14 protein-coding genes are annotated in these 20383 nt (G+C 47.8%); all 14 read left to right on the top strand.

Annotated elements, in window-relative coordinates; translation table 11 throughout:
• Nucleotides 1-6 precede the first annotated feature (6 nt).
• The 14 genes from ilvC (at nt 7) to FHS16_RS21485 (ending at nt 20382) form a co-directional block, all read left to right on the top strand.
• The gene (gene ilvC / locus FHS16_RS21550) at nt 7-999 is read left to right on the top strand and encodes a ketol-acid reductoisomerase (RefSeq protein ID WP_183567566.1); all 993 of its coding nucleotides are present in this window, start codon (nt 7-9) and stop codon (nt 997-999) included.
• Nucleotides 1000-1122: 123 nt separating this feature from the next.
• Nucleotides 1123-2667 carry a 2-isopropylmalate synthase gene (locus FHS16_RS21545; RefSeq protein WP_183567563.1) on the top strand — a complete coding sequence of 515 codons (1545 nt, stop codon included), beginning with the start codon at nt 1123-1125 and terminating at the stop codon, nt 2665-2667.
• A 315-nt stretch (nt 2668-2982) separates the two neighbouring features.
• On the top strand, nt 2983-4062 hold the full coding sequence (gene leuB / locus FHS16_RS21540; protein ID WP_183567560.1) for a 3-isopropylmalate dehydrogenase: 1080 nt from the start codon (nt 2983-2985) through the stop codon (nt 4060-4062).
• 146 nt (nt 4063-4208) lie between these two features.
• Entirely contained in the window at nt 4209-4757 is a 549-nt protein-coding gene (locus FHS16_RS21535) for a peroxiredoxin (protein WP_138752673.1), read from the top strand.
• A gap of 266 nt (nt 4758-5023) precedes the next feature.
• A complete protein-coding gene (locus tag FHS16_RS21530; RefSeq protein WP_183567557.1) occupies nt 5024-5440 on the top strand; it encodes a hypothetical protein in 417 nt (138 codons plus the stop codon).
• 235 nt (nt 5441-5675) lie between these two features.
• A complete protein-coding gene (gene sigI, locus FHS16_RS21525) occupies nt 5676-6488 on the top strand; it encodes an RNA polymerase sigma factor SigI (protein WP_183567554.1) in 813 nt (270 codons plus the stop codon).
• Nucleotides 6485-7882 carry an anti-sigma factor domain-containing protein gene (locus tag FHS16_RS21520; RefSeq protein ID WP_183567551.1) on the top strand — a complete coding sequence of 466 codons (1398 nt, stop codon included), beginning with the start codon at nt 6485-6487 and terminating at the stop codon, nt 7880-7882. The genes sigI and FHS16_RS21520 overlap by 4 nt, the downstream gene beginning before the upstream one ends.
• 256 nt (nt 7883-8138) lie before the next feature.
• Nucleotides 8139-9509 carry an ATP-binding protein gene (locus tag FHS16_RS21515; RefSeq protein WP_183567678.1) on the top strand — a complete coding sequence of 457 codons (1371 nt, stop codon included), beginning with the start codon at nt 8139-8141 and terminating at the stop codon, nt 9507-9509.
• Between the two features lie 222 nt (nt 9510-9731).
• Nucleotides 9732-11255, top strand: coding sequence for a leucyl aminopeptidase (locus FHS16_RS21510; protein WP_183567548.1), 1524 nt, complete (start codon nt 9732-9734; stop codon nt 11253-11255).
• Nucleotides 11256-11275: 20 nt separating this feature from the next.
• Nucleotides 11276-12547 (top strand): MFS transporter, encoded by a 1272-nt coding sequence (locus FHS16_RS21505; RefSeq protein ID WP_183567545.1) that lies wholly within the window; start codon nt 11276-11278, stop codon nt 12545-12547.
• 154 nt (nt 12548-12701) lie between these two features.
• A complete protein-coding gene (locus FHS16_RS21500) occupies nt 12702-13664 on the top strand; it encodes an acetylxylan esterase (RefSeq protein ID WP_183567542.1) in 963 nt (320 codons plus the stop codon).
• 300 nt (nt 13665-13964) lie between these two features.
• Nucleotides 13965-16874: a 2-oxoglutarate dehydrogenase E1 component gene (locus tag FHS16_RS21495; protein ID WP_183567539.1), complete on the top strand. Its 2910-nt coding sequence runs from the start codon at nt 13965-13967 to the stop codon at nt 16872-16874.
• 6 nt (nt 16875-16880) lie between these two features.
• Nucleotides 16881-18107 carry a 2-oxoglutarate dehydrogenase complex dihydrolipoyllysine-residue succinyltransferase gene (odhB, locus tag FHS16_RS21490; protein ID WP_183567536.1) on the top strand — a complete coding sequence of 409 codons (1227 nt, stop codon included), beginning with the start codon at nt 16881-16883 and terminating at the stop codon, nt 18105-18107.
• 451 nt (nt 18108-18558) lie between these two features.
• On the top strand, nt 18559-20382 hold the full coding sequence (locus FHS16_RS21485; protein ID WP_183567533.1) for a PAS domain-containing protein: 1824 nt from the start codon (nt 18559-18561) through the stop codon (nt 20380-20382).
• The last annotated feature ends 1 nt before the right edge of the window (nt 20383 follow it).

The raw sequence follows: 20383 nt of genomic DNA, 5'->3' as shown, positions 1-20383 counted from the left end.
ATTAAAATGGCAGTTACAATGTACTATGAAAAAGACGCTGATCAAGGCGTACTACAAGGCAAAACAATCGCAGTTATCGGTTACGGCAGCCAAGGTCATGCACAAGCACAAAACCTTCGCGACAGCGGCTTGAAAGTAGTTATCGGGCTTCGTCCTGGTAAATCAGCTGATGTAGCTAAAAAAGACGGTTTTGAAGTACTTACAGTTGCAGAAGCGACTAAAGTAGCTGACGTTGTTCAAATCTTGCTTCCTGACGAAACACAAGCGAAAGTATACAGCGAAGAAATCGCTCCTAACCTCAAAAAAGGCGCGGCTCTTATGTTCTCACACGGCTTCAACATTCATTACGGCCAAATCGTGCCGAACGCTGATACAGACGTATTCCTAGTTGCTCCTAAATCTCCTGGTCACATGGTTCGCCGTACGTACCAAGAAGGTTTTGGCGTTCCTGGTCTTATCGCGATCGAGCAAGATGCAACAGGCAATGCTAAAGCAATTGGCCTTGCATATGCTAAAGGTATCGGCTGTACTCGTGCAGGCGTTATCGAAACATCTTTCAAAGAAGAAACAGAAACAGATTTGTTCGGTGAGCAAGCGGTTCTATGCGGCGGCGCTTCAGCGCTTGTTAAAGCGGGCTTCGAGACGCTTGTTGAAGCTGGCTACGCTCCAGAAATGGCTTACTTCGAGTGCTTGCACGAGCTTAAACTGATCGTTGACATGATGTATGAAGGCGGAATCTCGTCGATGCGCGACTCCATCTCCAACACTGCTGAATACGGCGATTATGTAACAGGTCCTCGCATCGTTACAGAAGAAACGAAAAAAGAAATGAAACGCGTATTGGAAGATATCCAATCCGGTCGTTTCGCTCGCGACTTCATCTTGGAGAACCAATCCAACCGTGCGATGCTTACGGCTACTCGCCGTAACGAAGCTGCTCACCCTATCGAGCAAACAGGCGCACAGCTTCGCGAATTGATGCACTGGATCAAGAAGTAATAACAGATAGAAGAAACGACCATATCCCGGCTCGCCGGATCGCTTTGCGCTGCGGGATCCGCAGCGCAGGGCGAATCCATTCGCGTGCCGGGATCATTCTGTTCACGGAGGTGCAATGCACAAATGCGGAAAATTTATGTTTTCGATACAACGCTTCGTGACGGAGAGCAATCTCCTGGTGTGAACCTGAACACGAAGGAAAAGGTAGAGATCGCCCTTCAACTTGAACGCCTTGGCGTAGATCGTATGGAAGCCGGCTTCCCAGCTGCTTCGCCTGGTGATCTTGCAGCCGTTAACGCGGTGGCTCGCGCGGTCAAAAACGCAACGGTTATCGGTCTTTCCCGTTCACGCGAGCAAGACATTGACGCCGTTCGTGAAGCGCTTATTGGTGCACAGGATCCTTGTATTCACGTATTTCTTGCTACAAGTCCCATCCACCGCAAGCACAAGCTGCGCATGGAGAAGGATCAAGTGCTGGAAACGGCGGAGCGTGCGATTCGCTATGCGAAGAAATATTTCGACAAGGTTGAATTCTCGGCAGAGGATGCCGGACGTACGGAGCTGGATTTCCTATGCCAGGTAGTAGAAATGGCCATTAATGCAGGAGCTACGGTTGTCAATATTCCGGATACGGTCGGTTATTTGAATCCGCTTGAGTTCGGCAATATCTTCAAGACGTTGAAGGAAAATGTTCCGAATATCGAGAAGATCCAGCTAAGCGCCCACTGTCATGATGATCTTGGCATGGCGACTGCCAACTCTCTTGCAGCGATACTAAACGGCGCGGATCAAATCGAAGGTACAATCAATGGGATTGGCGAGCGTGCAGGCAACACCGCGATTGAAGAAATCGCGATGACACTTGCGACGCGTCCGGATTATTTCGGCGCGCAAACGACATTGAACCTAAAGGAAATTGCAAAAACAAGCCGACTAGTCAGCAAGCTGACAGGCATGGTCGTGCCTGGAAACAAAGCAATCGTCGGCGCCAATGCTTTCGCGCATGAGTCAGGCATTCATCAGGATGGCATGCTGAAAGAGAAAACGACTTATGAGATTATTTCTCCTGAAACAATCGGGCTGAAGGAATCAAAGCTTGTACTGGGCAAGCACTCTGGGCGCCATGCATTCCGCGAGAAGCTAATCGATCTCGGTTACGAGCTTGAGGACGATGCGGTTAATGCAGCATTTGCTAAGTTTAAGGATCTTGCGGATCGCAAGAAAACGGTCAGCGACGAGGATATTCTTGCGATGCTTGAGGAGAAGCTGATTGATACGCCGGAGGTATTCAGCTTGGAGACGATTCAAGTGAGCTATGGCAATCAGTCAACGCCAAGCGCTTCTGTTCGAATTCGCAAAGCAGAAGGCGAAGTTGTTGAGGAGATTGCAATAGGCAATGGGTCTGTGGACGCGATCTACAATGCGATTGACAAAGTTACGCAAGAGATTGTGGAACTGGAAGACTATTCGATCAAATCCGTGTCGCAAGGCAAGGACGCACAAGGTGAGGTTCATGTGGTACTGAAGCAGAATGATGTTTCTGCCCAAGGTCGGGGATTGAGCACGGACATTCTTGAAGCGAGCGCGCGTGCCTATATTGACGCGCTTAACCGCCTTATCGAGAAACGCAAAACGCCAGGCCGCCGCGATAAAATGAGCTTAATTTAGTGTAAAACGAATAGCATGAGGAAATAGGATAGTCCCGCCAGGTCCTAGCTGACCTATGGGGCCGTCCTATTTTCATTTCTAATAGATGATGACTCCCATATGAAGCTGAGCATCCCGAAACGGTTGAAAGTAGGACGTTTTTAGGTTCTTTATAGCCGTAGTCTATAGAGTAAATAGATTTTATATCTTTGTAATCAGAGCGTTTTTGTGGTACAAATGATAATAGAATGAGAATGAGTGAAACATGTTGTTCACCGAGTCCGCAGGGAGCGATGAAGGACAAGTTAAATGAAAAAGAGGAGTGTTACATTTATTATGTCAGAAGTTAAAAAAATCGCGGTTATTGCCGGCGACGGTATTGGTCCAGAGGTTGTTGGCGAAGCGCTTAAAGTACTTAAAAAAACCGAAGAGCTTTTCGGTTACCAATTCGAAACGGAGCATGGCTTATTCGGCGGAATCGCTATCGACGAGAAAGGAACGCCGCTACCGCAAGAAACGCTTGATCTTTGCAAAGGAGCAGACGCCGTATTGCTTGGAGCTGTAGGCGGCCCGAAATGGGACAACAATTCCAAAGAGCTTCGTCCTGAAACAGGCTTGCTCGGCATTCGCAAAGCGCTTGGACTATTCTCCAACATCCGCCCTGCAACAGTGTTCGATTGCTTGAAAGAAGCATCGACGTTGAAGCCTGAAGTGCTTGAGGGCACGGATCTTATCGTTGTTCGTGAATTGACAGGCGGAATCTACTTCGGAGAGAAATTCCGTCGTGAAGGTGCATTCGGCGAAGAAGCTGTTGATACTTGCGTATACAATGTACAAGAAATTGAGCGTATCGTTCGTCAAGCATTCGATATCGCGATGACTCGCGGCAAGCGCCTTGCTTCCGTTGATAAAGCAAACGTTCTGGAAACTTCCCGTCTATGGCGTGAAGTAGTTAACCGGATTGCTCCTGAATATCCAGAGGTTGAGCTGGAACACGTGCTTGTAGACAACTGCGCGATGCAATTGCTTCGCCGTCCGTCAAGCTTCGATGTAATCGTGACTGAAAATATGTTCGGTGATATTCTAAGTGACGAAGCAGCAATGCTTACAGGCTCGATTGGCATGCTTTCATCCGCTTCGCTTGGCGAAGGAAGCTTCGGCTTGTACGAGCCGGTACACGGCTCCGCTCCTGACATTGCTGGACAAGGCATCTCTAATCCAATCGCAACGATTCTATCCGTAGCATTAATGTTCCGCCTTACATTTGGCTATCATGAGGCTGCAGCGGCTATTGAAGCGGCTGTTAAAGAAGTTCTTGATGCAGGCCACCGTACTGGTGATATTGCAGTTGATAAGAGCACTGCAATCGGTACGACAGAAATGGGCGATTTGATCGTAGCTGCTCTTAGAAAATAGTTTCTAGATTATAATTATTATAAATAAGTATTAATTATAATATTGACTTCATTCTAGACTAGTGATACTATTTACTAGGTAAGTCACACAGATGAAGTGACAAAAATAATAAAAATTTATGGATAGGTCCAAGGAGGTTTTCTATAATGGCAGAGCGTTTGGTAGGCCGCCAGGCCCCAGATTTTTCGATGGAAACAGCAACAGGCGACGGTAAAGATTTTGGTACAGCATCACTTGCAGATTACAAAGGCAAATGGTTGGTATTGTTTTTCTACCCGCTAGATTTCACTTTCGTATGCCCAACTGAAATCACAGCACTTAGCCTTGCAGCTGCTGAATTCAAAAAATTGGACACTGAAGTTCTAGGTGTCAGCGTTGATAGCAAACACAGCCACCGCGCATGGATCAACACGCCGGTTAATGATAATGGACTAGGCCAGCTTGAATTCCCGCTTGCAGCTGACATCACGAAGAGCGTTGCTCGTGACTACGGCGTCCTCATTGAAGAAGAAGGTATCGCGCTTCGCGGTCTATTCATCATCAATCCAGAAGGCGAAGTACAATACCAAGTTGTTAACCATAACAACGTAGGCCGCAGCGTTGATGAGACGCTTCGCGTATTGCAAGCTTTGCAATCCGGCGGACTTTGCCCAATCAACTGGAAACCAGGTCAACAAACATTGGTATCGAAATAATACGTTTCGTACCGGTCACAACAAAACCCGCGCCATGCGATGGCGCGGGTTTTGTTTATTTATAGGCATGGCCGGGTACATATTATCAATGAAAAGCAGGAATTTACGTAGTGCAGGGCGAATAAGGTAATAGCCACAGGATCGAATGAATAAGACATTAGCGTACGTAATCGATTATCATGATATTGCTGAAGGTTTGCTTCGCAAACCTTAGTTGATGCTTACGAAGTAGGTTTGCTTCGCAAACCTTTAAGGAGGGGTCGTCAATGAGCTTTTGCTGTGGAGCTAGCATGATTGGGACTAAGGGAACGCTTAAGCATTTTCGGACGCATATTCACAATGTACCGATTGTGTTTTGTCCGGTATGTCACCGTGTAGATATTCATTACTTAATCGAAAACGAATATGAAATATTAGCTGAATATGCGCATGGCGACGGTGCTGCTGAAGTTGATTTCCAGGAGTACGTTGAGCAAGAAGGCATGGCGCTGCTTGAAAATTGCGTGAATCACGAGAATGAGGATCCGATGGATGTCGTTCACAGTCAAATTGATATGGCACTTGATTTGCTAAGCTTTGCGAAGCAGATTGAGGATACGGAATGGCAGCTTGTCCTTAAGAAGCGTCTTGGGATGCTGAATAACCGAAGGAATAAGCTGCGACAACGCCGTACTTCCGTTTAGTTTTTTTAAACATGAATGGTGAGCCTCCTTTTGGGAGGCTTTTATTAAAATATAAGACTTTATTTGTTTCACGCGATAATTATTCTTCTATTTCTACGAGAAACGGATACCCTCCTCTTGCAGAGGATGGAGAAGCCGTTTCTTCTTGTTTTAAAATAAATGAAGATGTTCTCATAATGTACCCCCCGAAACCGGAATGACAGAAACGAATCATACTAATAGTGAGGTGGAGCGGTTGTTACTCGTATTGTTCAAACGCTTCTTGCGGAATACTGTTTCTGCAGAAGCTGCGGAGGAGGATAAGCTGACTCCCGAACAAAAGATTGCTCGTATTCGAGATGGCGACGAGCTGCTGCGTGAGCAATTCATAGCAGATTACAAACCTTATATAATGAAAGTGACAAGCCGATTTTGCAAACGGTATATTGATCCGAGCCGAGACGATGAGTTCAGCATAGCGCTGTTAGCTTTTAATGAAGCCATCAATCAGTTCTCCAGTCATGCAGGGAAATCGTTTATCGGATTTTCTGAAACCGTCATTCGCCGCCGGCTTATTGACCATGTCCGAAAAGAACAGAGGCATTCCAAGGTTGTTCCCTATAGCATGTTTGACTCAGAGGAAGAAGAACAGCCTCAATATAATTCAGTAGAAACGAAGCAAGCGATGTTCGCTTTCGAGATGAAACGAACCGAGGATGAACGCAGAGTCGAAATCGGCGAGTTGAACAATGAACTTGATCGTTTTGGAATTTCATTCGCTGAGCTGGTGGAAGTATCTCCGAAGCATGCAGATTCCAGAAGGCTGCTGATTGGCATCGCTCAAACGCTGTTAGGCGAAGAGCCATTGTTCGATTCGCTTAGGCAATCAGGGAAGCTGCCAGTTAAAGAGCTGACTGAACTGTGCGGCGTTTCACGCAAAACAGTGGAGCGCAACCGAAAGTATATTATTGCGATCTCACTCGTCATATCAGGACCATATCCATACATGCATGATTATCTACATATATCCGAAGACCATATGGGTTCGAATAAGGAGGCAAGCAAATGAAACGCGGAATTGTTGTGAGTATCCATAAGCAGCATGCGGTCGTCATGACGGCAGACGGACAATTTTTGCAAGCCCCTATTCAAGGTACGCCGCAGCTGGGAGAAGAAATTATTTTCGAAGCGGTGTACAAGAAAACCCGAAATGTAAAGCCTGCATACTGGTATGGGAGTGCAGCTGCTATTCTGCTAGTGTTCATCCTGCCTCTCTTATTCTTTATTCAAAGAGATAAGAATCCTGTCGTGGCATATGTAAGTATGGACATTAATCCAAGCGTAGAGCTAGGCGTGGACGAGAATGGGAAGGTACGTGAGCTGCGGGCGTTAAATGCTGACGGCGAGAATATTATTAAAGGCCTTCCATTCGACGGAATCAATGTAGAGAACGTTGCCTCGTCCCTGCTAGAAAAAGCGAAGACATCGCATTATTTGGATACGCCAAACAAGGATATTTTTATTACAAGTGTTCTGCTTAGTGATGCTTCTGCACTAAAACTCGATTATGAGAGTATTTTGACAGGAAAAGTCGACGAAGCGCTGAGGCTGCTGCTAAACAATCTGACAGATGAGGCCGCAACTGCAAATATTACGACCATGTCTATCCCAAATGAGGTGCGTGAGGAAGCGGCGATCAACGGTATATCCTCAGGTAAAATGGCCGTTTATTTAATGGCGAAGGAAGAGGGATATTCGCTTGAAATAGAGCAATTGAAGCAGCAGTCCATCGATAAAGCAACGGAGCCGGTTGGTGGAGTAAAAACGATTGTAGACAATGCGCAGGACAAGAGCAAAGAAAAGCTGAAAGAGCTGGTTGCGAAGGAAAAAAAGGAAAAAGCCAAGCAGCAAAACAATATAAACAAAGGTGGAGCAGCTAAGCCGACTGCAACCGCTAAACCGAATAAACCGGTCAAGGCAGCGAAGCCTGAGAAGCCGAGCAGTGTTGTAACCTTGAAACCATCGGAGACGAAAAAGCCTATAAGAAACGGTGCTTTGGATGATAAACCGGTGACAACACCAGGAAAACCGGGCAAACCGAGCAAACCGAGCAAACCAAATCGTCCGAATTCGGATAAACAGGATGACGATAAAGAGGACGATGACCGAGATTGGAATCAAGGCTGGAATCAATCGCGTAACAATAACGACGATGATGACAAAGATAACAGAGGCGACATTCGCAATGAGGACCGCGATAACAACGGCTGGGGAACCAATTGGCGTGACGACAATAAGGATAACCGTGATAATATCGGTTGGGGAATCAATTGGCGTGATGACGATAAGGATAACCGTGACGATCGCGATGGCTGGAATTCAGATAAAAAAAACGATAAGGGAAAAGATGATAAGTCAAACGATAATAGAAACACGAATGAAAAGGACAATAATAGGGATTGAATACAAACTAGCGAATTAGCTTAGCCAACCATGCCGACAAGGAAAAAGGGCTGGTTTTTTAATCGTAAAAAGGGTGTAGAAAGTCATTTGTCTCACAAACAGTCTAAAGACCTAATCGTGTCCGTACGATACTTTTTACCCAGTTGACGAACAAATTTCGACAGTATTTCCGATTGACAGCGATTGTAAACTCGCCCTATGATTAGTAGTAACTGTAACTGTTATCTCTATAGACGTTGCCGGGGAGGAGTACATGATGTTGGCCATTCGAAAGCGCTATTTCCCGGCGCTTGCCGAGTATATTAGAAGTGGTAAGGAAGTATCATTATTCCATGCCAACGAGCTGGGCAAGGAGCTTTACGGAATAAATCCGGAAGAAATCATTGCTGTACATGAAGAATGCATACAGTCATTAGCCGCGAATGTCGACTCGGAGGAAGCTGTGCGGTTATATAATCGTTCATTTGTGTTCTTAATGGAAATCATGGTCGCTTGCCGCTTCCGGCTGCAGCCGGAACGGTCTACTGAACAGAAATTTAGTGAAATGCGTGAAATGCTGTTCAGATCCAATCGCTCCTTCGAAAAGGTGAAAAATAAATATGAAAATGTGCTTCAGCACATGGACAGCGGTATCGCCTTATTTGACAGCGACGGCATATTGTCTTTTATTAATGTGCAGATGGCCAAGCTGCTCGATATTCCTAGGAAAACGTTGATTGGCTGCACGATCAAGGAAATATTGCGGCATAGACAGCTTGCGAGCAGTACAAAACGGACAGTTCTAAGGCTTTACAAGGAAATGTTTCTGATGCACAGTCGGTACTATGAATTCCAGCATAAAGACGGCAAACATCTATTAGTAACGGTTACTTACGGTGATCAATTAGACGGTGATTTTTTATTCAGTGTTAAGGATGTTTCGGAATACAAGCAGATTGAGCAAACCGCTTTGCAGAATGACAAGCTTGCAATGCTCGGAAAGATCGCAGCCGCCATTGCACATGAAATTCGAAATCCGTTGACGAGCATCCGGGGCTTTATACAGCTGCTCCGGCCTTATTTGCTTGAGGTTGGCAAAGAGGAGTACGCACGTATTATTTTGACGGAGATTGATCGAGCTAATGATATTATTTATGAATTTCTAAACTCGTCCAAGCCGTCGGCGCCGATGAAGCAATTGGTGTCCATCGATCATTTGATAAAGGAAGTCGTTTTGCTGACTGAAAGCGAAGCACTGATGCGGAACTGCGAGATTAAGGCTGAATGCTATTGCGCGGAGCATTTGGTTTCCATCGACGTCAAGCAGGTCAAGCAGGTCATATTGAATATTATCAAAAATGCGCTTGATGCCATTGAAGAGGTACAAAGTGAACGACGAGGCCTGATTGATATTGTTACGCGCAGCAACGGGCAATCTGCTGAGATTATCATCAAGGACAACGGTAAAGGCATGGAAAAGGCGACGATGAATCGGTTGTTTGACCCCTTCTTTACGACAAAGCAAGCCGGAACGGGACTGGGGCTGTCCGTCAGTTATCGGATTGTTCGCAATCATAATGGGACTATTCGGGTTGACAGCCAACGGGGCGTAGGGACGGAATTCATCATAACTTTGCCGCTTGCCTAATTAGGTGGCGTATATGAACCGCGAGCAAAAGAACATATAAGGGCTCTTCTCCCGACTTGGGAGGGGAGCTTTTCGATTGTTAAGGTCGTACATGCTTCAATGATAAACATGGAAAAGTCGAAGATCCTTAGGTATAATGAGTTTGGCAAACGGTATGAATAAGTCTGCATTTCGGTGGACGTCTATGCAAATATACCGATGAAGAAAGTGAGGAAACAACTAATGAACGTATCATTTACATACGGATTGAGAAATACGGAGCAAGCGGCTGCAGAGGCGGTCATACGTTTTATAGGCAAAAAAGAATTCGTTCAAGGTGAAGGAGCGCTTCCGATTTTGCAGCCGCAAATCGATGAAGCGCTTAGGGCCCAGCATGCTAAAGGATTGTTTAAGGCAGATGCTGAGCAAGTTGCAGTTATGCCGACACTCGGTCTATATCCCGCTGCACATATCGTGTTCGTAGGGCTTGATTCAGAGGGAGGCGCGACAGGCCTTCGCCTTGCTGCCGCTGCTGCTGCGAAAGCGCTGAAAAAGCTGCGTGCGGAGAAGGTTCAGGTTCTGCTGTCAGACGTCTTGCTTGATGGGTCGCTAGCGAAGCTGGGGATAGAACGTTCAGCGCAGGCGTTGACTGAGGGACTGCTGTTATCGCTTCACGTACGCCAGCCGCTGAAACGCGAGCCGTCTGAACGGTTTTCACTGAAAGAGGTGGGCTTTTTACCGCAAGGGGCGGCAGCTTCGGCTGAAGATGCCGCATTGTGGGAGCAGGGTATTGCTAAAGGCAAGCTGTATGCCGAAGGAGTTGTTTTGGCCCGTGATTTGACTAATCTGCCAGGAAATGATCTAACGCCGGAGCGGCTTGCCTATCATGCAGAGGAGCTGGCGCGGGAGCTTGATTTGGAGATCGAGGTAATCGATGAATGGAGCGCCGCGGAGCAGCGCATGGGCGGCTTGCTGGGCGTTGGTCAAGGAAGCATTAACCCGCCACGCATGATCGTCATTCATTATAAAGGCAACCCAAGCTCGGATGAGGCATGGGGATTGGTAGGAAAGGGCATTACGTTTGATACGGGAGGCATCTCTTTGAAGAGGGCTGACGGCATGCAGGAAATGATTTCGGATATGGGCGGTGCGGCAGCAGTCCTTGGTGCCATGCGTGTAATCGGAGAGCTGAAACCTGCAAGGAATGTAATTGCCGTTATTCCGACAGCGGAGAACATGCCTTCAGACCGTGCAATGAAACCGGGAGATGTTCTGCGGATGATGAGCGGCCATACGGTGGAGATTGTGAATACGGACGCAGAGGGAAGGCTCGTGCTTGCAGACGGTCTCACGACGGCGATTACGAGAGGCGCGACAAAGCTTGTGGATGTGGCAACATTGACGGGAGCTGTATCCGTTGCTCTTGGCACGCAAGCGACAGGAGCGGTAACGAACAACGAAGCTCTCTTCAACCAAGTGCAAGCGGCATCGGATCGATCGGGCGAGCGGATCTGGCAGCTGCCTGCTTATCCAGAATATAAGAAACAGATCATGAGTGATGCGGCAGATTTGAAAAATAGCGGCGGCAGGTATGCCGGAACGATAACCGGCGGGCTCTTTATCGGGCATTTTGCGGAGGATCTGCCTTGGGTGCATTTGGATATCGCAGGAACGGCTTGGCTGGATTCGAGTCGGGGTTGGGAAACGAAAGGCGCAACTGGCGTAATGGTTAGAACATTGATTGAATTGATTGTACACCACGAGTAAGCAGAGCGGAGAGGGTATGTATGTTAAAGGACATCCTGTTGCCAAGACGGAGAATGTCCGAGCAGAGAAGGGGCTTGCACACAGCTATAGTGGAAGGCATTCCTGCAACAATTATCGGAAATTTGCTAGGAGGTCCGCTGCTTACAGCGTACCTCCTTTATTTGGGAGCGAAGTCGGACGCAATTGGTGCAGCGCTAGCGATTCCTGCGTTTGCCAACCTCGTACAGCTCATTATCGCCTTTTACATGCATCGGTTCGAAAACAGAAGGCGTTACGTTATGATATTCAGCCTTGTTCACCGTTCGTTATGGACAGCAACCGGGCTTATCCCATTCTGGGTGCCGGAGGGCTACTGGGTGGCTGCGTATATCGTGATGTTTACGGTCTCTTATATTTGCGCGCAGTCTGCTGGGGTCCTGTGGACCTCGCTTGTGGCGGATATGGTGCCCGCTCAGGTTCGTGGACGGTATTTCGGCATTCGGAATACGATTCATTGGGCGGTCGCAAGCCTCTGCCTGCTCATCGGCGGGCAAATTTTGAATCGATTGCCTGAAGGCAGCGGTTTTGTTGTCCTGTATGTGATTTGTGCGGCAGCCACAGTCTGGAACGGCATTGAGCTGTACCGTTATCCGAATCTTCCGCTCGAACGCTCAATCGAAGCTTCGAAATGGAAAAGATTAAAGAAGCCGCTTGGCGACCTTACGTTTTTACTGGCTACCTTATTTCTGGCTACTTTTATATTGATCCAAAATATAGCTGTGCCATTTTTCTCTTATGTCATGCTGGATATCGTCAACCTCAATTACACCTGGGTGACGGTCATCACTACGATTCAAATGATTGTGATGATGTTCAGCTATTACTATTGGGGAAATATGAACAGCAAATATTCAACACGCGCTTTGCTGCGGTGGGCGCTTCCCATTATAGGAATTGCCTGTTTATTATGGGGTGGGATGGCGTTTCTGCCTGCCATTCTGATCCTTATTGCCGTCCATATTGTGCTTGGCGTCGGCGTTGGAGGCTACAATCTGCTTGCCTTTAACTTTATTATCGGGGATACGCCTAAATCGGAGCGTCCCATGTATATTGCCGTATTCTCTGCGCTGACTGGCATTACTGGATTTGCGGGTCCGCTTCTGGGAGGCTGGATTTACAAGCGAGTTGCGGACAGTCCTTACTGGGTGCAAAGCTACGGAATCGCGATGATGACTGGCGCAACGCTGCTTGTCATGGCATTTGTGATTGGACCGCTAGTGTTAAAGGATAAGAATCAAAAATCCGATAGATAGGATAGGCGCATTTATTATAAAATACAAAGTTAAGCAGAGCCTCCTTGTACTTAGGGAGCTTGCTTTTCGAACGGTTTTGATAACGCTTACTTAAACTCTTTCATGCAAGACTGGAGTGCGACGAAAATACATATTGGAATAGGGGTATACTAATATGCATGCGATAGAAAGAAGAAAAAGTGATTTATTGGCCTATTATCCGCCTGTTACGATGGATTTGGCAGAACTGAACCGTTACTGGGACGCTGTGCTTGCGAGCTATTCGGACAAGCCGCTTGAAATTGTGAAGGAGCTGCTGGATACACCGCTAAGTACGGTTAGAACGGAACGCTTGACCTACAAGGGGAGTGACGAAACCCCCATTCATGCGCTTTATATCGTTCCGGAGCAGGGATTGCTTGGGAAGAAGCTTCCTTGCGTCGTCATCTATCAAGGGTATACGGGCGACAAAGGCCTGCCCGAGCGCTATGCGGCATGGCTGCTTCTCGGCTATGCAGTATTTGCGGTCGATGCTAGAGGACAAGGCGGTGAGACCGGCAACCTGCTGACTTCGGAGGAAGGGACGATAAAAGGCTGGGTCACGCAAGGCATTGAAAACATTGAGCAAAGCTATTACAGGGCAATCACAATGGATACGGTAAGAGCGGTCGATGCTGCTGCGCTGCAGCCGGAGGTGGATGCCGCCCGTATAGCGGTAGTCGGAGGCAGCCAAGGTGGCGGGCTTGCGCTTTTAGCTGCTGCTCTTAATTCGAAGGTAAGCGCTGTCGTAGCCGATATTCCGAATATGTGCCATATGGATTATGGCATTATGCATTCGACAGGTTCGTTGACCGAGGTTGCTCAGCACGTAAAGCGTTATCCAGACAGGCTTGAGCATATACTGCATACACTGGCACATTTCGACATGCTCAACCTAGCGGAACGAATTCAAGCGCCGGTCTTAATGTCGGTTGGCTGGAAAGACACGGTATGCATGCCGGAAACGATTTACGCGGTTTTCAATCGGATCAATGCCAAAAAAGAGCTGAATGACTATCCTTTTTCAGGACATGAGGTAGGAGGGTACCAGAATCGGGCAGCAATTTTATTTCTGAAAAACGTTTTTCAAGATGATTAATGCTTCGATGGATGTCCGAGAACGACAATCAATGCTTGAAATGGATGATATCAATGCCAATATGATTATGGAAGGCAAGCGTACTATGTACTAAAATATAAGGGAGCTTTCAATCAACATCCTATAAATTGCCGTAATTTGAAACCATGTACTGAAGATTACGGTATAACTTAATAACCAATCATATTATAGAGCAAGTTGAAACGGATTAAGGCTTTGCAAGCTGGCGGGCATGTATGACGAGCTCCGCCTTAGAAAATAATAGGATGGCAATGAATAGAGAGGGTGGAATTTTCTGCAATGAGCAACCATGATGAGCGTAATTATTCGCCTTGGCAAAGCTACTATGGACCCAACCTTGGGTATGTGCAGGAGCAATACGAACGTTTTTTAACAGAGCCTGATGCCGTTGAAGCAACGGTTCGTGAGCTTTTTGAACGTTTTGGAGCACCTCCGGCAGTATCGATAGGAGCCGCTGCTAATACAGCAAAGCCAAGCGAGCAACAGGCTGCATCAAGTGCAGCACCTGGACCGATTGATTCAAATATGTTGAAGAAGGTTGTCGCTGCGCATCAGCTTATGCTGAACATTCGCAGATACGGCCATTTAGCTGCGGATATCGACCCCCTTGGTTTTAGTCCGGCAGCGGATACGAAGCTGCTTGAACCAGAAACCTTTGGCCTTACGCAAGCAGATTTGGCTTCTATACCTGCTTCGCTTATTTGGGACAATGCACCTGCATCGATCTCGAACGGGTGGGAGGCAATCAGCCGTCTAAGAGAAATTTATACACGCTCGGCTGCTTATGAATTTACACATATCCATGACGAGAATGAGCGGAACTGGCTGAATAAGCAAGCGGAATCGGGTAGCTTCCCGGCGCCGTTGTCGGCAAGAGAACGTTCGGCGTTGCTTGAGCGTCTATTGGAAGTCGAATATTTCGAGAATTTCTTGCACCGGACATTCGTCGGTCAGAAGCGTTTCTCGATAGAGGGCGTGGATATGCTCGTGCCCGTGTTGGATGAGATCGTCCGTGCCGTCGCGCATGACGGTGCGAACAATATTCTAATGGGAATGGCTCACCGCGGCCGTCTAAACGTACTTACGCATGTACTCGGCAAGCCGTATGAGAAAATCTTCTCCGAGTTTCATCATGCCCCTAACAAAGAGCTTATTCCATCCGAAGGCTCGATGGGTCTCAACTATGGCTGGACGGGCGATGTGAAATACCATCTGGGTGCAGATCGCGCGATTAAGGAAGGCGAAACGATTCGTGCCAACCTTACGCTTGCGAACAACCCGAGCCATCTGGAGTTTGTTAATCCTGTAGTTGAAGGCTTCACACGAGCAGCTCAAGAGGATAGAAGCAAGCCGGGGATGCCGAAGCAGGATTCATCCAAAGCCGTTACCATTTGCGTACATGGCGACGCTGCTTTCATCGGAGAAGGTATCGTAGCGGAGACGCTTAACTTCAATAAGCTGCAAGGCTACCATAACGGCGGCACACTGCACATCATTGCCAACAACCGACTAGGCTTCACAACGAACAGCATTGATTCGCGTTCCACGCATTATGCAAGTGATCTTGCGAAGGGCTTTGACATTCCGATCGTTCACGTCAACGCGGATGAGCCGGAAGCATGCTTGGCTGCAGTTCGTCTCGCATGCGAATATCGTCTGCGTTATAATAAAGGTTTTGTTATTGATTTGATCGGCTACCGCCGCTTCGGTCATAATGAAATGGATGATCCAGAAGTAACACAACCGCTTATGTACACGAAGGTTCGCAATCACCCGACCGTAAGCACGCTTTATTCCGAGCAGCTTAAATCGGCGAAAGCAATCTCTGAGGAGCAAGTTGAGGAGCTGCGCCAGCGTACGAACGGCAAGCTTCAAGCAGCCTACGATGCGATGAAAGCAAAGGAAGGCGAGCCGAAATTGCGCGGAGAGCAGCGGAAATCGGAGCTTCCATCCGGAGAAGAAGCACGCACGGCTGTTCCGCTTGAGACGCTGCGCGAGATTAATCTGGAGCTTCTCAACCGCCCAGAGGGCTTCACTGAATATACGAAGCTGCAGCGTATTTTGCAGCGCAGAGCGTCAGCCCTGAATGATGGTGAAAAGGTTGACTGGGCACATGCAGAGTCGCTTGCTTTCGCCACGATTCTTGCTGACGGAACGCCGATTCGCCTAAGCGGACAGGATTCAGAGCGCGGAACATTCGCACACCGTCATATCATGCTCAATGATAATGCTACGGCTGCTAAGTTCTCGCCGCTTCATATGCTGCCGCAAGCTAAAGCATCCTTTGCGGTTCACAACAGCCCATTGTCTGAAACGGCAGTGCTTGGCTTTGAATATGGCTATAACGTATTCGCTCCAGAAACCTTCGTGATTTGGGAAGCGCAATACGGAGATTTTGCGAATGTCGCACAGGTTATCTTTGACCAGTTTATCTCAGCTGGCCGAGCGAAATGGTCGCAGAAATCAGGAATTACGATTTTGCTGCCGCATGGCTACGAAGGTCAAGGACCGGAGCATTCAAGCGCAAGGCTAGAGCGATTCCTACAGCTCTCAGCCGATAACAACTGGACGGTTGCGAACTTGACATCATCCGCCCAATATTTTCACTTGCTGCGCAAGCAAGCGGCATCGCTTGGCACCGAACAGGTTCGCCCGCTCGTGCTTATGGCGCCAAAAAGCTTGATCCGTAATCCGCGCGTTGCGTCGCATGGCGCTGAATTCAGCGAAGGCTCATTCAAACCGGTGCTTCCGCAGTTTAGCCTGACGGAATCGAAGGATCAGAAGGATAAGGTAAAACGTCTTCTGCTTTGCACGGGTAAGGTTGCTATTGATGTGGAAGAAGCACTTGCTTCATCCAACGCAGAGGATTTCGAATGGCTGCGCGTTGCAAGGGTAGAGCAGCTGTATCCGTTCGCACATGCCGAAATCGAGCGTATCGTGAAGCAATTCGATAAGCTGGAAGAAATCGTGTGGGTACAGGAAGAGCCGCAGAACATGGGTTCATGGAGCTTCATGGAGCCAAGGCTGCGCGCATTGGCGCCTAAGAAGGCGGCTGTCCGTTACGTCGGCAGACCGGACCGCTCAAGTACGGCAAGCGGACACCAAGAGGTGCATGCCGCAGAGCAAAAGTGGATTATTTCGACAGCCTTGAACGGCAAACCAGTTGAAACAAGTTTGATAAGGGGGTAGCGACTAATGGCTGAAATTATAGTACCAGAATTAGGCGAGTCCATTTCAGAGGGCACGATTACCAAGTGGTTCGTGAAGGAAGGCGACTCCGTCAATCAAGGAGATGTCCTGCTGGAGCTTGAAACCGATAAAGTAAACATCGAGATTAGCGCTGATAACAGCGGCGTTGTATCCCGTATCGCGAAGCAAGACGGAGATGTTGTATTAGTAGGCGAAGCAATTGGATCGATCGGCGAAGGAGCTGGCGCCTCCGCGCCAGCAGCTCCTGCGGTAGAGAAAGCTGCGGTTGCAGCTCCAACACCTCCAGCGGCACAAGCAGCAGCGCCAGTTGCAGCACCAGCTGCGCAAGCGGCTGCTCCTGCCAGCGACAGCGCGGCAGCGATCAACGCATCGCCGGCAGCACGCAAACGTGCCCGTGAGCAAGGCATTGATCTTTCGCAGCCGCAAGGACAAGCTCCTGCAGTAGCGACACCTGTCAAATCAGCTCCGCTTACGCAAGCTGCCGAGCCAGCAAGCGCAGGCAAAGAAGGCAAGCCGACTGAACGCAAACGGATGTCGCGCCGCCGGGTTACGATTGCAAACCGTCTGGTTGAAGCACAGCGTACGGCAGCCATGCTGACGACATTCAACGAAGTGGATATGACTGCGATTCTTGATCTTCGGAAACGCCGCAAGCAAGCATTTTTTGAGAGAAATGATGTGAACCTTGGTTTTATGTCATTCTTTACGAAAGCGGTGGTTGGAGCGCTTAAAGCTTTCCCGCTGCTTAACGCAGAGATTGACGGCGAAGAGATCGTTACCAAAAAATTCTATGATATCGGCATAGCAGTTTCGGCTAAGGAAGGTCTTGTTGTTCCAGTCGTTCGCGACGCAGACCGTCTAAGCTTCGCTGAAATCGAGAAAAACATCGTTGAGCTTGCTGGAAAGGCAAGATCCAACACGCTTGCGATCTCTGATCTGCAAGGCGGAAGCTTCACCATCACGAACGGCGGCGTCTTCGGCTCCTTGCTGTCGACTCCGATTCTAAATGCGCCGCAGGTTGGTATCCTCGGTATGCATAAGATTCAAATCCGGCCGGTAGCGATTGACGATGTACGCATGGAAAACCGTCCGATGATGTACATCGCATTGTCATACGATCACCGTATCGTAGACGGCAGCGAAGCCGTTCGCTTCCTTGTAACCGTTAAGGCTCTGCTTGAAGATCCAGAAGCGCTCCTTCTTGAAGGCTAATCACCGATAAACCAATAGAGGCTGACCGTAAAGTAGAGAATTCTACTTTACAGTCAGCTTCTTTTTTGTATACAGGGCTCCTGCGCTATAAAAACATGTCGAGAAGAACAGAATATCGTTGACAATAATCGATCTCCTGATGAGTGACGCAGGAGAGCTCGGAGGAATCGGCGAAGATGGGCTTGGATCTATCGCTAGTTATGCGAATCTGAAGCTAACAGCTTCAAGACCAAGGTGGTGTTCACGATCAAAGACATTCTTGAAGGAAAGCACCGAGCTACAGGCGATGTTAATCGGAATGTGAACAAGAATGGCAAGCAAATGAGATACGACATTGACAGACGGCAATGTTTTTTTATTTTAAATCTTAATGTGGAGCAGGAAGAGGGCAGGAAATGTTGAAAATAACAATCAAGCAAAGTTATTAGTTGGATGAGGTGGCTTAGGGCAGATGGAGATCATTCAAGTGAACAAGCAGTTGAGAGAAAGCGAAGACAGATACGAGAATTTGGTCCATATGATGTCTGACGGTCTCATTATTTATTGTGAAGGTTGTATTGTTCTGGCTAATCGTTCGTTATTAAGTATGATTGGTGTTGATTGCGTAGATGAAATTGTGGGGCTTCCGATTAAAAGCTTCGTTCATTCCGAATATTTGGAGCAGTTCACGCCTAATGTACACTACCTAATCAGGGAAGCCAACCCAACTGTCTTCATGAATTACAAGCTTCTTCGACGAAACGGTGAAACGTTTGAAACGGAGCTCAGTGCGGCTAATGTTACCTATGACGGCAAGCCCTCGGTCCAGCTTATCATTCGTGACATCTCCAACCGAATTCGAATGGAAGAGTCCTTGTTCGAGAAGGATTATTTATACAAAAGCTTGATGGAAAACGTCGTAGCGGGCGTTTTCGTAGGGCAACAATATAATCTCATATATGCCAATCCGTATTTGGCAGAACTATTCGGATATACAGTCGATGAGCTGCTCGCTTTATCACCAGACTGCTTTATTCCAAAGGAAGAGCTTTCCCGCATTCAGAACGAAGTGCTCGTGGGAATGGTTAGCGGAGTGACCCAGTTTGTCTTGCGATTAAGCGGGAAGAAAAAAGACGGAAGCATCATCTTTCTGGAAGGGAACAGCTCCGTCATTATGCTGGACGGACAGCCTTCATTGCTTGGTACTGTGCAGGACGTAACCTTTAAGCTTGAAAAGGAAAAGCTGCTGAAGGACAGCGCAAAGCTTTATCAGAAGATGATTAAATTCGTTCCTGAGCCGATTGTTCTGAGCGACCAGGGCATCATTGTGTACGCCAACAAGCTTGCTCTGAAGCTTATCGGGCTGGATGAGAATTGCGAGCTTTCCGGTAAAAGCATTTTCGATTTTATTCATCCGACACAGCACGACATGGTCGTAGAAACGGTGCAAAAAATTATGGCATCGGATGATCCTTCTCCATTCCAAGAGCGAATTATCATTTGTCCGGATGGACGGCAAATGGATGTGGAGCTCTCGAGCATTCGGATCAACAACTATATGGGCAAGGACGTGATGCTGAGCGTAATCCGAGACCTGACCGATCGAAAACGGTCGGAGGAGGTGCTGATTCGATCCGAAAAGCTCTCTGCGATCGGACAGCTTGCTGCAGGCGTTGCGCACGAAATCCGTAATCCGTTGACTGCGCTAAAAGGTTTTACACAGCTTCTGAGTGCTAGATACCCGGAGCACCCGCATTATTTTACGATTATGTCGAATGAAATTGATCGAATCACGTTAATTGTGAATGAATTCATGACGCTAGCTAAGCCCCACTTCACCCAGTTCCATGATGTACCGCTTGTGCCTATCCTCAGCAGCGTTCTTTCTATCCTGGAAACGCAGGCCATTCTGTTGAATGTGGAGCTTAAGGTTTGTTTAGATCACACTGCACCTACCGTATTTGGCAATGCCGATCAGCTGAAGCAAGTGTTCCTCAACATTATAAAAAATGCTATTGAGGCGATGCCTCATGGCGGAGAGGTACAGCTATCCGTTGCTACTAATGATGAAGGAAATGTGTTGATCCGAATTAAAGACGGAGGGTCCGGTATTCCCGAGGAGCTCATTAAAAAGATAGGTGAGCCCTTTGTGACTACCAAGGAAAAAGGGACCGGCCTTGGTATCATGATCAGCACGCGAATTATCGAGGCGCATAAAGGCACTCTGAAGCTAAGCAGTGTCGTAAATGTAGGAACGGTCGTCGAAATTATGTTGCCTATTCAGGAAGCGAGCTGAA

The sequence above is a fragment of the Paenibacillus endophyticus genome (assembly GCF_014192395.1).
Taxonomy (GTDB): Bacteria; Bacillota; Bacilli; order Paenibacillales; family Paenibacillaceae; genus Pristimantibacillus; species Pristimantibacillus endophyticus.
Note: the sequence above shows the minus strand (reverse complement) of the source record. Positions and strands in the feature narration are given on the sequence as shown.

What these genes read in the sequence shown, in the direction of transcription:
- ilvC (WP_183567566.1), top strand. Translation starts at nt 7, where the DNA reads ATGGCAGTTACAATGTACTATGAAAAAGACGCTGATCAAGGCGTACTA.
- FHS16_RS21545 (WP_183567563.1), top strand. Translation starts at nt 1,123, where the DNA reads ATGCGGAAAATTTATGTTTTCGATACAACGCTTCGTGACGGAGAGCAA.
- leuB (WP_183567560.1), top strand. Translation starts at nt 2,983, where the DNA reads ATGTCAGAAGTTAAAAAAATCGCGGTTATTGCCGGCGACGGTATTGGT.
- FHS16_RS21535 (WP_138752673.1), top strand. Translation starts at nt 4,209, where the DNA reads ATGGCAGAGCGTTTGGTAGGCCGCCAGGCCCCAGATTTTTCGATGGAA.
- FHS16_RS21530 (WP_183567557.1), top strand. Translation starts at nt 5,024, where the DNA reads ATGAGCTTTTGCTGTGGAGCTAGCATGATTGGGACTAAGGGAACGCTT.
- FHS16_RS21520 (WP_183567551.1), top strand. Translation starts at nt 6,485, where the DNA reads ATGAAACGCGGAATTGTTGTGAGTATCCATAAGCAGCATGCGGTCGTC.
- FHS16_RS21515 (WP_183567678.1), top strand. Translation starts at nt 8,139, where the DNA reads ATGTTGGCCATTCGAAAGCGCTATTTCCCGGCGCTTGCCGAGTATATT.
- FHS16_RS21510 (WP_183567548.1), top strand. Translation starts at nt 9,732, where the DNA reads ATGAACGTATCATTTACATACGGATTGAGAAATACGGAGCAAGCGGCT.
- FHS16_RS21505 (WP_183567545.1), top strand. Translation starts at nt 11,276, where the DNA reads ATGTTAAAGGACATCCTGTTGCCAAGACGGAGAATGTCCGAGCAGAGA.
- FHS16_RS21500 (WP_183567542.1), top strand. Translation starts at nt 12,702, where the DNA reads ATGCATGCGATAGAAAGAAGAAAAAGTGATTTATTGGCCTATTATCCG.
- FHS16_RS21495 (WP_183567539.1), top strand. Translation starts at nt 13,965, where the DNA reads ATGAGCAACCATGATGAGCGTAATTATTCGCCTTGGCAAAGCTACTAT.
- odhB (WP_183567536.1), top strand. Translation starts at nt 16,881, where the DNA reads ATGGCTGAAATTATAGTACCAGAATTAGGCGAGTCCATTTCAGAGGGC.
- FHS16_RS21485 (WP_183567533.1), top strand. Translation starts at nt 18,559, where the DNA reads ATGGAGATCATTCAAGTGAACAAGCAGTTGAGAGAAAGCGAAGACAGA.